This window comes from Iodobacter fluviatilis (assembly GCF_004194535.1).
Taxonomy (GTDB): Bacteria; Pseudomonadota; Gammaproteobacteria; order Burkholderiales; family Chitinibacteraceae; genus Iodobacter; species Iodobacter fluviatilis_A.
Genome location: NZ_CP025781.1, coordinates 4136275 through 4149286, shown reverse-complemented (window position 1 = coordinate 4149286; position 13012 = coordinate 4136275). Strand labels below are relative to the sequence as shown.

The following is a 13012-nucleotide window of genomic DNA, read 5'->3' as shown; positions in this document are numbered from 1 at the left end:
GGGGTCTCAGTGGCAAGGCGGTGTGAGTGATAGGGGGTAATCGTTTTTTGCTAGTTTATCAAGCCCACGCAAGCTGCGCGATGAGAAAGTGTTTTTGGGTATAGGGGTTTTCCATAAAAACATTTGCGAAAAAATAATGTTAGTATTTTGTTGTTTTGTATTTGTTTGTGTATAAATTCAGCTAATAATTAATAGAGTTCATCGCATCTGGGGCAAAAGCGTGGAAGAGAAAATTTACGATGTACTGGTGGTTGGCGGGGGGATTAATGGGGTCGGGATCGCGCGGGATGCGGCTGGCCGTGGTCTTTCTGTTTGCCTGTGCGAAAAAGACGATCTGGCGCAGCATACGTCCTCCGCCAGCTCTAAGCTCATTCATGGTGGCTTACGCTATCTGGAATATTACGAATTTGGCTTGGTGCGCAAAGCGTTGCAAGAACGCGAAGTGCTGCTTGATTTAGCGCCGCACATTATTTGGCCTCTGCGTTTTGTGATGCCTCACGATCCTGAAGGTCGCCCTAAGTGGCTGATTCGTACTGGATTGTTTCTTTATGATCATTTAGCCAGCCGAAAAATATTAAAGGGCACTGAAACCATACGCTTTGATCGCCACGCTTCGGGCAAGCCATTAAAAACAGGGTATACCCATGGTTTTGCTTACTCAGATGGCTGGGTGCAAGATGCGCGTTTAGTGGTGCTTAATGCCATGGACGCCGAAGAGCGGGGTGCGGTGGTTTATACCCAAACGGCTTGTGTGGCAGCTAAGCGCGAGCAAGATTTATGGCACTGCACCTTACAAGGCGGGAGCGGTGTGCGGACGGTAAAAGCCCGCACCGTAGTGAATGCGGCAGGGGCCTGGGTGGAGTCCGTACTCAAAAATGTAGTTGGGCAAAGATCAGTACATGCGCTGCGTTTGGTAAAAGGCAGCCATATTGTGGTAAAAAAACTCTTTGATCATGCCGATGCGTATATTTTTCAGAACCCAGATAAGCGCATTATCTTTGCGATTCCTTATGAAAAAGACTTCACTCTCATCGGCACAACCGACGTTGAGTACAGTGCCGACCCAGGTAAGGTAAGTATTGATAAAGACGAAATTGCCTACCTTTGCCAGATGAGTAATCGCTACTTTGCGCAGCAAATCAGCCCCCATGATGTGGTAGCCACCTTTTCTGGCGTGCGCCCTTTGCTGGATGATGCCTCCGGCGATGCCGCTAGCGTGACCCGTGATTACTCTTTGGAATTCGATGAAAGCCAAGGTTTGCTCTCGGTGTTTGGTGGCAAGATTACAACTTATCGTAAGCTGGCAGAGCAAGCAGTTGATTTGCTTGCACCTCATTTGGGCAATCAGCATCCGTCATGGAGCGCCAGCAAACCCTTGCCAGGTGGCGATCTAAATGGGCCTATCGAGGCCTTTATGCAAAAGCTAGCGCAGGAATACGCATGGCTCCCTCGTGATTTATTGCAACGCTATGCCCGCACTTATGGATCGCGCACGGCAGTATTGCTTAAGGGTAAAAGCTGTGTGGCCGATTTAGGTGAAGCGATATTGCCGCAACTCTATGAGGTGGAAGTACGCTATTTAATGCAATTTGAGTGGGCAAAAAGCGCTGAAGATATTCTATGGCGTCGAACCAAATTGAAACTTCATCTGCCGCTGGGTGCAGAGGAAACACTTAAGCAATGGTTGAGCCGTCAAACCAGCCGCACGGCAGCGCTAGTTTAATCAAGGAAACATAATGCAAGTGATGGATACGCTAGATGCAACAATAAGCTGCCCTGTAAATATGGCAGCAAAGCGCGCCAGAATGGTTGTGGCTAATTGGAAGATGTTTGGCAATCTTGCGCTGTGCCGAGAAAGCTTGCCGCTCCTTGCAAAAGCGGCTGATGTCAGCGTTGAGCTTGTGGTATGCCCACCTGCGCCTTATTTGGGCGAGGTGGGGCGCTTAGCCAATCGCTCTGGTGTGCATTACGGCGCGCAGGATGTGGCTGAAGTGACGCACGGGGCACGCACCGGCGAATGGTCTGCCGATATGCTGGCTGAGCTAGGCTGCCGCTACGCCATTGTAGGGCATTCAGAGCGCCGCGATCGCCATCGCGAATGCAATCAGACTGTGGCCGTAAAAGCCGCCATGTGCATTGCCGCCGGTGTTATTCCGATTGTTTGCGTGGGTGAAACGATGGAGGATCGAGAATCCGGCAAAACCGAAGTCGTATTGGCTGAACAGCTCAAAGCCATTTTGCAACGCATGCAAAAAAAGGCGGTGTTTGTGCTGGCTTACGAGCCGGTTTGGGCGATTGGTACCGGCCTTGCGGCAACGCCTGAAATGGCACAGGACGTACATGCTTTTTTACGCCACCAACTGGCATTGTTTGTACCGGCATGGGGTGACTCGGTCACCATTTTATACGGTGGCAGCGTAAAAGCAGACAATGCTGCATCGCTTTTTGCTATGCCAGATATTGACGGTGGCCTAATCGGCGGTGCCTCTTTGAATGTGTTGGATTTGCTGAGTATTTACCGATCTGCCATGATTTAAAGCCTTAGTACGCCTTGCTTTGCGCATATAAAAATCCCGTTAGCTTAATGGCTAGCGGGTTTTTTTATGCGCAAAGCCAATAAATTTCAGCCGTTAAATTACAGAATCTGGCTGTAAAATTTTTACAAGCTTTCTTTTTGTTTTTTATTGACCTTATAGAACTAAAAAATCATTGAAATGCCCAGCTTTCAATCTATATTATTTTTTTGGTAAGTATTTTTTTGATCTTTGAAATTTCTTGGTAATTATTGTGTAATTTTATGCAGGGTGATGCGAGGGTTTGTACTGCATGCCATATTTGGCGGTTCGGTTTTTCAATGGTCGCTGGGCTTTAGGCTTGGCGCGCTACGCTTGTTTTCTAATGAGTCAATGGAGTGAGTCATGCAAAATACGTGGATAGAGAAAAACAATGTTGCCCAGTTTCAAGGGGCAAACTGGGATAACTGGATCGGTACCAAGGCGTGCGGTAGCGTGGAGACGGCCAGAGAGTATGCCGACCTGAATGCAGAAATTAGCTTTTTTTTCTATTGCCGCCAAGGCATGGTGCTTACGAATGGCCGCAGTTTTAACCCAGGTGATGCCGCTTTTTTCTCTGGTCAGCCTTGGTATGGCAGTGCACCACAGTGTGATTCATATCAAAAAGTAGTCTTTAACACCCCTGCATTTATTAATGATTTCCCCGTGGATTCGGCTCAGGATGATGCCACAAGCTTGCAGTGGAATACTAATATCAGCGGGTTTACCACTCAGGCGATTTTGGGTGATCCATGGAACTTGCTTTATGCCAGCAATCAGACTTCGTATTTTGACACTAATTTAACCACGATTCCCAGTACGGCAACGGCCGTTTTAATTGACTGGCATGCTTTCCCAAACCGCCTTGGCCAGTATTTGGGCAACAACGCTTATCCTGCCAATCCTTATAAATATTCAGATGAGCAATTGCTTGCTATTGCCGATCAACACGCAAGTGCAGCAGTGCCGATCCCCGCTTTTCAGCAAATACCGACTCAGCTTTGTCCACAAGCCACATGGAATAATGATCTACATATGTATGGCCCTTACGGCCCCCGTGGCTGGCAGGATGAGTATTGTGAGTGGAGTGTCGTGCGTGATTCGCAGAGCGATAAAATTACCCGCATTGATATGACCTGCGAAAACCCAGAATATTGGAACACGCTATGGATGATAGATCCGCAAAAAGTCGCCGATGTATATTCATCCACATTAAGTTTTGGCGCGCCAGCGTCAGCACAAATTGTAGTGCCTGTTAGCGATTTGTACTTGCTTGATCCGGCAACTAAGGCCGCTGTGATTGATCCATCAACAGGCCGCCCTGCTTACAACCCGCTCAATAAATGGAATAGCGGCCCCGTTGCTGTACGGGGAAGTAGCCGCAATTATGGTGGGGCGATGCACTTAACCAGCACACCCAATACGTTGCAAACCGAAATGGCACTGGCAGGTGGAGCAACCATTCAGCGTAATTGTGGCAATAGCGTGCCGCAAACACTGATTTGCTGCGCGCAATACGGGCAGGCTTATCGCAATAGCGACCCGCACATTGGGCAATTGGTCAATCAGGTAGTGGGCGGGCAGGCAACACTCGGCGTGCCATCTAGAGCTGCGTTAGCCAACCCAACGGGCCTGTATATCCAAGTGCCTGATTTAAGCGGCTTTACTCTGCCGGCAGATCCCAAATTACCTGCTCATGCCTGCGCTCAGGATTGCTGGCAGATTGTTCGTGGCGCGGCAGCATTAACCGATCCAGTGACCGGCATGCTGTTTGGAGCCACCACCGCATCGCCACAAAATGGCGGCAATTTTGTACTGCATGCCGTGTTTCAGTTGCCCGCATCTTGGGTGGCTGCTGGGGTGTCGTTTACGATCGGCGATATTACCGATGACACTGGTTTGCCTATTCAGTGGGGCGGTCAACTGATAAAGAAAATGTCGATTGGTTTATGGGCGCGGCCAGTGCCTGTTTCGGCGGTGCCCGCGAGTGAAGCTTGCGTCTTGCCCCCACCTACAGGTGTTACCCCGCCAGCCTCTCCTGTGCCGCCGGATTACGCTCAACCCTTGCAGCTTTTTCATTCTGCCATCTGGAATGCTAGCTTTAACACGATGGTTAGCAATCCAATGAATGCACCTATTCCGCTGGTTAGTAATTCAACCTTGATTGCGCCGATCGTGCGCCTTGGGCAAAGCAATATTTCGATGGTGCTGACCTGCTCCGCTAAATTGGGGCCGCAGGGGCAATTGCCTGTGGCAGATTTTGGCCCAGATGTAACCGTGGTTGTTAGCCACTTTAACGACAATATTAACTACGCCGTGCCGGGTAATTCTTATCCCTCTCAATGCGCTTCAGTGAATCTGCAGCTAAGCATTGGGGCCAATGCTGCACTTGGGTTACGTGGCCTTACGCTCACTAATTACGGCGATCCGGTACAAGCCGCTATGCCTGCCTTGCTTAATATTGTTCCTGCTTAAGAGGGGGTTGCCGTGCTGAGATTAAATCGTACTGATTGCCTAGTCGTTTGCCTTGCGTTGGGGGCAAAAACGGCGGCTGCGGCTTGCCCAGCTTGGGCGGGTGTGCCCGTGATGCAGCCTATTATTCCTTGCGATTCGCAGGGCACCAATCAGAACGCGTTTAATAACTTGGCATGGCAGCAATTTATTACGCTTAACTGGGCGGCTGATCCCAATCTACCGGGGCAGCCTGATACTAGCGTGCCTGCATCTTCTTTTGGCGTGGCAGGCACGGCCAGCCCCGTGGTTTGGGAAAGTTATAAAGAGTCATCAGAGGTTTTTCGCCCCGACGGAAAGCCGCCGGTGCCTTGGCAAACGATGCAAGCGCTGCCGCTGGCGATGCGCTCGCTGATGAAAAGCAAAACGCTGAAGGCAACCTCATCTTTTGGTATAAAAGGTTTATATCTAACGTCTAAATTTGGCGCGTCCTCTGTGCCTGCTTTAAAAGACATTGCCGAGGCGGGTACCAATGGCGCGTGGCTCACTGCGCAGCCTAAAATGAATAATTACCTCACCCTGTTTGAAAAGCGGCTTAATCAGGATGAGTACAATTATATCAACCAGAATCAGCTGTATATCGCCGATAAACAAGCCCCGTTTGCCACCACGCAGGGGCTGAATTTGCCTGATGGCTCGGCGATGTTTTCAACTTACGGCACGGTGGGGGCGATTGAAATTAAGGCTGCATGGATAGAGCTGGATGACCCCACGATCTGGCCGATGTTTAAAACATCTAAGGCGTGGGTGAGTTATCCGATCGCAGGCGGCGGCAGCACCACGCCCAAGCAAGTCACCGTGGGCCTTGTGGCCTTACACATTATTCGCAAAACACCCAATGCCCAGCAGTTTATGTGGAGCACGTTTGAGCATGTTTATAACGCGCCCAGCAAAACCGAGCTGACTGCGCCACCCTTGCCTTGGTACACTTATTTCAATCTAAACTGTGATCCAGCAACGGATTACTACAAATGTGCGCAGAATAAAATGCCGGTAGCGGGTAAAGACCCGTATAACGCCGCCGTACAGGTGGTGCGTACTACGCCCATCAGCAACACCACCGCTAATAATATCGCAGCCCTTAACACCAATACGTGGGCCACAATTAAAGCGGCCAACCCCAGCTCAGTGTTTTTAAATTATCAGCTGGTGAATGTACTTTGGCCCAATAACAACACCCCAATCGGCCCAGGCTCCCTTGCTCCGCTGTACGATGGTAATGCCCAGCCCACCGTGGCACAGCAGCCCGTGGCCAATACCATTTTGGAGACATACCACCAGGATATTAACTGTTTGAGTTGCCACACGGGGGCAACAGTCGCGGGGCAAAAGCAAACCCTTGCCAGTGACTATTCCTTTTTGTTTGGAGAGGCCAGCAATCCGGCGGCTCAATCAAAAAAGAGCAAAAGTAAACTGATGCGGGTGAAGTTGCCTTAAATCGTCATCACCGCATGCAAGCCGTCTTCCCCGAATGCTTTGACCGGGCTGGATTCCCGCCTGCGCGGGAATGACGACTCGAAATGGAGCTCGCTATACGGGATTGACAGGTGCTGCTGTACTAGCCCGCTCAAACATCTGGCGCATGCTTCCACCACCACCGGCAGTGGTATCAAAGCCCTCGCTTAGCAAAAAATGCCCGCCTTTTTTTACCGCTCAAAACTGTGCACCTAGCGGCCAGTGCATAAAGGGTAAGGCGGTCCATGCTCATTCCTGCAAAGGCACGTTTAATTAGCTAAATAGAGATTTTCAAACAGGCTATTAAGAATGTTTGCTGCATTTACGTGACTAGGCACTATAAATTTAGCCATATCACCAAAAAATACGCTGGGGGCAAGGTGTTGCTCAACAAGATGGTATTCCGCCCGCTGGGCGTAGTCATCCCATAGGATTACGGCGCCTGGCTTAAGTCTCAGCAATGAATACAAAAAACACGGCACCCTAAATCGACCATCAATGAGCACTAAGTCTGGCTCTGCCGCCGTAGCCCACGGTAGTGCGTAGTAATCTGGCCAGCGGCACTGTGTTTTCATATCCTCAGGGTAGCCCCAATCACCGGTTGGGCCGATGTTGGCAAAAAGCAGCGTGACTTGGCTGGCGGTTTGAATCTCCGATATTTGCCCCGCTACTTTGTCTACCCACGCTTGACTGGAATCTATGGCAATAATTTGCGGCACGCTAAGCCACGCTGCCAACAGGGTGCTGCCACCCATGCCAAACTCTAAATAGCTCTGGGCTTGCTGCAATGCCGCTGTTAGCGCCTCACACTCAGCTTTTGGCATATGGGGCTGCGGGGGTGTGATTATGCCGCTGGCCTGATTAGGGGGTGGGCTTATTCTGACCATACGGCAAACTCGTTTCCCGCAGGATCTTTAAACTGAAAACGCCGCCCACCAGGGAAAGAAAAAATGGTTTTGATAAGCTCACCACCCGCAGCCAATACGGCGGTTTGCGTGGTTTCAAGTTGATTGCTATATAAAATAATTAAAGGCGCACTGCTTTGGCTAGAAATCGCTAAATCAGCGTAGTAAAAGCCCCCATCAATCCCCCCGTTAGAAAAAGCGCAATATTCTGGCCCATAATCCACAAAAGCCCAGCCAAATACCTTGGTAAAAAAGGCTTTGCTTAGATTTAAGTCTCTGGAAGGCATTTCAATATAATTCACTTTGTGATGCTGATGCATGGCGCGGCTCCGAGTGAATCATGTTTTAGGTGGTGGGGCTTTATAATAAAAAATGCACCTGCGTTGTTGGGCTACCGCTGGCTTTCCATGCATGCCAATGGCGCTGCAAGCGGTGAATTTTTTGCGCTAAGATTGCGCTGCTTACGTATTGGCTAGTTTGATTGGTGCGAAGTATTTCATTGCCCCAATGGCTGACCGCTTGAGGGCAAAGCTCCCACGCTTGCGCAATATCAGAAAGCTGCCAAAGCCAATAGGGGGATAAATGACCATGCACTTGTAGTAGTGCGGGGTTGGTATCGGCCCCTAAATGGACAAGTTGTTTTTTCCAAATGCCACGAACATGAATATTGGCAAATTCGCCATTAATTTCGGCACTACGCTGCCGCATATGCTGGCGATAACGCACCAGCGGCAAGCCTAAATTAGCCAATTGCCCGTGTTGGCTTAGGCGGATGACAAAATCCCAATCTTGGGCCATGTCCATTTTTTCAGTGTATTGAATACCACTGGCTAACCAAAGTACACGATTAAGCATAAGTGCGGGTTGAGCCATGGCACAATAAAATAAATTATCTACGCAGATATCTTGATGTAATAAAGGGAATAAGCGCATTAACTCATCTTTGCCGCCCTGATTAAATACCAGCATATCGCCTGATACGGCAATGACTTCTGGGTGGCGCTGCAAAAATTGCGCACTTTGTATGAAACGCTGTGGCAGGCTAATATCATCCGCATCATGCAGGGCAATCCAATCCCCTGTTGCTGCGGCCATGCCGATATTTCGCGCATAAGATACCCCGTGATTACAGGGTAATACAATAAGTTGGATTGATAGCAAGGCACTGGCGGTGGTTATTTCTTTTTGGTAATCATCTTGGCTGCCGTCGTTGACCAAAATAACTTCTACGGTACTAAATATAGAAAATTGGCAGGCAGCTAAGCCCATTAACATTTCAGAGAAATGCTGATGATCTGGATTCATAAAAGGAATAACAATGCTGAGTTTCATTTTTGGTTCGCTGCGTAATTTAAGATTCTGTGGCCAAAATACTCATGATATTCCGCCAGCCTACTTCTGATTCCGGGCTTTTTGCGAAGGCTCGGCTGAGTAGGTCACGCTGGCTATTGGATAGTTTTTCTTCTAAATCCATGCCGCTTGGGGTGAGCGCAAGACACTTCACCCTTTTGTCATAGGTGGCCATGCTGGCAATAATAAGCTCTTTTTCTTGCAGTTCTCTTAAAGGTTTATTCAGTGCCTGTTTGGATGTCCCCAGCTTAGCAAGCAGACCGTTTACTGACAGGCCTGCTTCGCGCCCAACAAAATAAAGAATGCGGTGGTGTACTCGGGCCAGTTGTAAGGGGCTAAGCATTTCGTCTGGTAGTGATGTAAAGGTGCGATAGCCATAAAAAAATCGCTCTAAGTCAGCGCTTAGTAAGTCTGTGTTTGTTTTGGTCATGGATGCGCGTGCTTGGGCGTGGTTGCTTGACATAGTAGCGGAGTATAGTGCATATATAGGTCATATATATTGACCTATAGGCGTTGGGCTATGTTTGCAACACGGATTAACCGGCTTACTTCCTCACTGGTGAGGGATATTTTAGCTGCAGCCTCGCTGCCCGGTATTATTTCTTTTGCAGGGGGCTTGCCTGCGAGTGAGGCTCTATTTAAAGCAGATCAAAATGTCTTAAGTCAGTTGCCAGATGATATTTGGCAATACGGGCAAACCGAAGGTGAGCCTGCGCTACGTCAGCAAGTGGCTTTGCGTGCCAAGGCAATGGATGCGCGTGCTTGGGCGTGGTTGCTTGACATAGTAGCGGAGTATAGTGCATATATAGGTCATATATATTGACCTATAGGCGTTGGGCTATGTTTGCAACACGGATTAACCGGCTTACTTCCTCACTGGTGAGGGATATTTTAGCTGCAGCCTCGCTGCCCGGTATTATTTCTTTTGCAGGGGGCTTGCCTGCGAGTGAGGCTCTATTTAAAGCAGATCAAAATGTCTTAAGTCAGTTGCCAGATGATATTTGGCAATACGGGCAAACCGAAGGTGAGCCTGCGCTACGTCAGCAAGTGGCTTTGCGTGCCAAGGCAATGGGCATTGACTGTACTGCGGCGCAAGTGTTGATTGTAAACGGTTCGCAGCAGGGGATTGATCTAGTTAGTAAGCTCATGGTGAGTGAAGGCACACGCATACTGACCGAATCCCCCACCTATCTGGCGGCCCTACAGGTATTCCGTTTGTTTGGTGGCGAATTTGTAGGCACTCAGCAAGATGAGCAAGGCATTTTGCCGGAAGCCCTAGCGGGGTGTGATGCACGCTTGGCTTATTTGGTGCCTACATTTCAAAATCCAACAGGGCGTTGTTATTCCAAGGAACGGCGTCAGGCTTTGGCAGAGGCTTTTGATCGGCACTCTATGCTGGTGTTTGAGGATGATCCTTACCGTGATCTTGCTTTTGATAGCCCAGCACCTGAGCCTATCGTTTCTCAGCTAAATAAAGCGCTTTGGGTATATCAAGGGTCGTTTTCTAAAACATTGGCACCAGGGTTGCGGCTTGGTTATCTCATTATGCATCCTGAGCTTATGTTGCCCCTTACACGGCTTAAGCAAGCTGCCGATTTGCATAGCAACCGCCTTAGTCAAGCCATTGTGGCGCAAGTATTGGCCGATGGTAGTTTAGATCGGCATGTCAGCCGTATTTTGCCCTTGTATCGGCAAAAGCGTGATTTTATGCATGCCTGCTTACAACGGCATTTGGCTGATAAAGCACATTGGGAAAAACCGGTTGGTGGTTTGTTTTTTTGGCTAACACTCCATGCCCAGCAAGATACGATGCTCTTGATGCGCACCGCCTTAGCAGCAGGTTTGGCGATTATGCCTGGCGCAGCTTTTGATCCAGTGCCCCAGCCATCCGCAACGCTCAGACTCAATTTTAGTCACGCCAGTATGGCGCAGATTGAGCAGGGTGTTTGCTTACTAGCTAAGTTGCTAGATTAAGTAAAGCCTAGCAGCCTGTCGGACTTAAGACTGATCTACTACGGAAAAGCCGGATTTGGCCATATTTCACGCATTTTCTCGTTAAATAGCCAGCTATTCGCCTCAAAAACCCGCGAAATCTGTCTCAAACCGGTCTTTCCCTCGCTACGATCGCTTAAGTCCGACAGGCTGCTAGTGAATTGGGTCAATGGCAGATCGGTGTGTGTATTGTAGGGGCAAGAAAGGCAATTCAATACTACTGTGTAAACGTACGGTATTGTTATTGAAGCTTGCTTTGGAGTCTAAACAATGAAACGAGCACTCTGGTTTGCTATCTGCTGTTTTTGTGGCTCAGTATTTGCATTAGAGATCCCCAATGGCGTTGTTGTGCTCACTATATATGGAAGTGTAAGTCCGTCCAATCAGGGTAAAGTTACCGTGTTTACGATGGATCAGCTAACAAAATTCCCCCAAACCACGTTTACTACGCAAACGCCTTGGTATGACAAGCCCGTTAAGTTTACAGGGCCGCTATTAAAGGATGTATTGGCCGCAGCAGGTGTAAAAGGGGGGGATATCACCTTAGTTGCCTTAAATGACTATCGCGTTGAAATGCCTTACTCTGATGTAACCCGTTATCCCGTGTTATTAGCGCGGCTAATGAATAACAAGCCGATGACTATTCGTGAAAAAGGCCCGCTATTTGTTGTGTATCCTTATGATAAGCATGCGGAGCTAAAAAAAGATCTGTATTACACACGATCTATTTGGCAGCTCTCAAAAATACATATGCAATAAGGGGGCGCTATGGATCACAGCAAGCGGTTGTTATGGCTCATCATTAGTAGTTTGATAGCCGTCTATGCCGCGGTTGCTGTTTTGCAAGTGATTCAATTTAAAAGTTTAAATTCAGCATTAGGGCGGGCCGATGATAATGCGCTTTGGGCCCTGATTCAATTGCATGTGGATTATCAGCGCTTTGAAAGAACCTTTGAATTATATTTGTTAGATGAAAATAAAATACCGCTAGATGAATTAAAATTACGCTATGAAATATTTGTTAGCCGAGTAATAAACTGTCAAGCAGGTGCGCCAAAAGAGTTAATGCGTGGATTTCCTATTTTTTCTAAAGCAGTCAATGAGCTAAGTCAGTTTGTTATCGAGGCAGATCATTATTTAGGCGCCAATCCAGATCGGGCTGTACCCTCTACTCAGTTTGCTGAGTTATTCAAGAAATTTCTATTGTTAGAAGATTTAATTCAAGAATTGGGCTTAAAGTCGGCCATTGCTTCTGCTAATATAGTGGACGCACGGGGTTCGGAAGTAAAAAAACAAATTATTTTCACCAGTACACTTACTATTTTTCAGTGCTTACTCACCTTATTATTGGCGTTAGCAATGCTACGCCAGCACCGTCAGCGGGCTAAGGCGCAGGCCGATGTTTTGCAAAGCCAGACTGAATTGGTTTATGCATTAAAACGTAATGAAGAAGCGCTAGAAATCAAAGTATCGGAGCGAACTTCGGCATTGGCCTTGGCTAATGATGCATTGCAAAGTCAGCAAATAGAGCTAGAGCGTGCGCGTAACCATGCTGATCAAGCCTCACAATTAAAATCAGAGTTTTTAGCTAATATGAGCCATGAAATACGTACGCCAATGAATGCGGTGATTGGTATGTCGTATTTGGTACTTAAATCTAATTTAACATTTAAACAGCGAGATTATATTGAAAAGATTCAAAAGTCAGGGCAGCATTTATTGGGGATCATTAATGATATTCTGGATTTTTCTAAAATAGAGTCTGGAAAGTTGAAAATTGAAATGCTGGATTTTGAGTTGGATCAAGTGCTGGACAATGTGGCCAATTTATTAATTGATAAAGTTAATAATAAAGGGTTAGAGCTGGTGTTTGATATCGAGCCTGAAGTGCCTAGGACATTGTGTGGCGATTCATTAAGAATTGAGCAAATTCTGATTAATTACATGAATAATTCGGTTAAGTTTACGCAAGAAGGGTATATAAAATTAAATTGCAAAGTTGTAGAAAAAAATGATGAGAGTATTTTGCTTTATTGGGCGGTAAGCGATACAGGAATTGGGATTGAGCCTAAGCAAATTGAGCGTTTATTTCAATCATTTCAGCAAGCCGATGCCTCAACCACCCGTAAATACGGTGGCAGCGGGCTGGGTTTGGCGATTTCTAAACAGCTGGCTCAGTTAATGGGGGCGAAGTAGGGTTAAGTAGTGTTTGGGGCGAAGGCAGCCTGTTTTGGTTTACCACTCGCT

12 protein-coding genes are annotated in these 13012 nt (G+C 47.8%); 8 read left to right on the top strand and 4 right to left on the bottom strand.

What is annotated here, in order from left to right; translation table 11 throughout:
* The first annotated feature begins 220 nt into the window (after positions 1 to 220).
* From glpD to C1H71_RS18410, 4 genes are all read left to right on the top strand, one after another.
* A complete protein-coding gene (glpD, locus tag C1H71_RS18425; RefSeq protein ID WP_223145924.1) occupies positions 221 to 1723 on the top strand; it encodes a glycerol-3-phosphate dehydrogenase in 1503 nt (500 codons plus the stop codon).
* Between the two features lie 13 nt (positions 1724 to 1736).
* Positions 1737 to 2537, top strand: a complete 801-nt coding sequence (gene tpiA / locus C1H71_RS18420; RefSeq protein WP_223145923.1) for a triose-phosphate isomerase — start codon at positions 1737 to 1739, stop codon at positions 2535 to 2537.
* 381 nt (positions 2538 to 2918) lie between these two features.
* Positions 2919 to 5027 (top strand): hypothetical protein, encoded by a 2109-nt coding sequence (locus C1H71_RS18415; protein ID WP_223145922.1) that lies wholly within the window; start codon positions 2919 to 2921, stop codon positions 5025 to 5027.
* A 12-nt stretch (positions 5028 to 5039) separates the two neighbouring features.
* Positions 5040 to 6500, top strand: coding sequence for a hypothetical protein (locus tag C1H71_RS18410; protein ID WP_130107870.1), 1461 nt, complete (start codon positions 5040 to 5042; stop codon positions 6498 to 6500).
* Positions 6501 to 6787: 287 nt separating this feature from the next.
* Here the strand turns inward: C1H71_RS18410 and C1H71_RS18405 are convergent, their stop codons facing one another.
* From C1H71_RS18405 to C1H71_RS18390, 4 genes are read right to left on the bottom strand one after another with little or no spacing between them, the layout of a single operon-like run.
* Entirely contained in the window at positions 6788 to 7342 is a 555-nt protein-coding gene (locus C1H71_RS18405) for a hypothetical protein (protein ID WP_130107869.1), read from the bottom strand.
* A 50-nt stretch (positions 7343 to 7392) separates the two neighbouring features.
* Positions 7393 to 7743, bottom strand: a complete 351-nt coding sequence (locus C1H71_RS18400; RefSeq protein ID WP_130107868.1) for a VOC family protein — start codon at positions 7741 to 7743, stop codon at positions 7393 to 7395.
* Positions 7744 to 7783: 40 nt separating this feature from the next.
* Complete coding sequence (locus tag C1H71_RS18395; protein ID WP_130107867.1) at positions 7784 to 8755, bottom strand: glycosyltransferase; 972 nt, start codon at positions 8753 to 8755, stop codon at positions 7784 to 7786.
* A 19-nt stretch (positions 8756 to 8774) separates the two neighbouring features.
* Positions 8775 to 9203: a MarR family winged helix-turn-helix transcriptional regulator gene (locus tag C1H71_RS18390; protein WP_130107866.1), complete on the bottom strand. Its 429-nt coding sequence runs from the start codon at positions 9201 to 9203 to the stop codon at positions 8775 to 8777.
* A gap of 90 nt (positions 9204 to 9293) precedes the next feature.
* Between C1H71_RS18390 and C1H71_RS18385 the strand changes: the two genes are divergently transcribed.
* From C1H71_RS18385 to C1H71_RS18370, 4 genes are all read left to right on the top strand, one after another.
* Positions 9294 to 9596 carry a hypothetical protein gene (locus C1H71_RS18385; protein ID WP_130107865.1) on the top strand — a complete coding sequence of 101 codons (303 nt, stop codon included), beginning with the start codon at positions 9294 to 9296 and terminating at the stop codon, positions 9594 to 9596.
* A gap of 17 nt (positions 9597 to 9613) precedes the next feature.
* The gene (locus tag C1H71_RS18380; RefSeq protein WP_130107864.1) at positions 9614 to 10747 is read left to right on the top strand and encodes an aminotransferase-like domain-containing protein; all 1134 of its coding nucleotides are present in this window, start codon (positions 9614 to 9616) and stop codon (positions 10745 to 10747) included.
* A 288-nt stretch (positions 10748 to 11035) separates the two neighbouring features.
* Positions 11036 to 11524, top strand: a complete 489-nt coding sequence (locus tag C1H71_RS18375; protein ID WP_130107863.1) for a molybdopterin-dependent oxidoreductase — start codon at positions 11036 to 11038, stop codon at positions 11522 to 11524.
* A 9-nt stretch (positions 11525 to 11533) separates the two neighbouring features.
* Positions 11534 to 12961 carry a hybrid sensor histidine kinase/response regulator gene (locus tag C1H71_RS18370; RefSeq protein WP_130107862.1) on the top strand — a complete coding sequence of 476 codons (1428 nt, stop codon included), beginning with the start codon at positions 11534 to 11536 and terminating at the stop codon, positions 12959 to 12961.
* The last annotated feature ends 51 nt before the right edge of the window (positions 12962 to 13012 follow it).

What these genes read in the sequence shown, in the direction of transcription:
- C1H71_RS18385 (WP_130107865.1), top strand. Translation starts at nt 9,294, where the DNA reads ATGTTTGCAACACGGATTAACCGGCTTACTTCCTCACTGGTGAGGGAT.
- C1H71_RS18395 (WP_130107867.1), bottom strand. Translation starts at nt 8,755, where the DNA reads ATGAAACTCAGCATTGTTATTCCTTTTATGAATCCAGATCATCAGCAT.
- C1H71_RS18400 (WP_130107868.1), bottom strand. Translation starts at nt 7,743, where the DNA reads ATGCATCAGCATCACAAAGTGAATTATATTGAAATGCCTTCCAGAGAC.
- C1H71_RS18390 (WP_130107866.1), bottom strand. Translation starts at nt 9,203, where the DNA reads ATGACCAAAACAAACACAGACTTACTAAGCGCTGACTTAGAGCGATTT.
- C1H71_RS18375 (WP_130107863.1), top strand. Translation starts at nt 11,036, where the DNA reads ATGAAACGAGCACTCTGGTTTGCTATCTGCTGTTTTTGTGGCTCAGTA.
- C1H71_RS18380 (WP_130107864.1), top strand. Translation starts at nt 9,614, where the DNA reads ATGTTTGCAACACGGATTAACCGGCTTACTTCCTCACTGGTGAGGGAT.
- C1H71_RS18405 (WP_130107869.1), bottom strand. Translation starts at nt 7,342, where the DNA reads ATGCCAAAAGCTGAGTGTGAGGCGCTAACAGCGGCATTGCAGCAAGCC.
- C1H71_RS18370 (WP_130107862.1), top strand. Translation starts at nt 11,534, where the DNA reads ATGGATCACAGCAAGCGGTTGTTATGGCTCATCATTAGTAGTTTGATA.
- C1H71_RS18415 (WP_223145922.1), top strand. Translation starts at nt 2,919, where the DNA reads ATGCAAAATACGTGGATAGAGAAAAACAATGTTGCCCAGTTTCAAGGG.
- tpiA (WP_223145923.1), top strand. Translation starts at nt 1,737, where the DNA reads ATGCAAGTGATGGATACGCTAGATGCAACAATAAGCTGCCCTGTAAAT.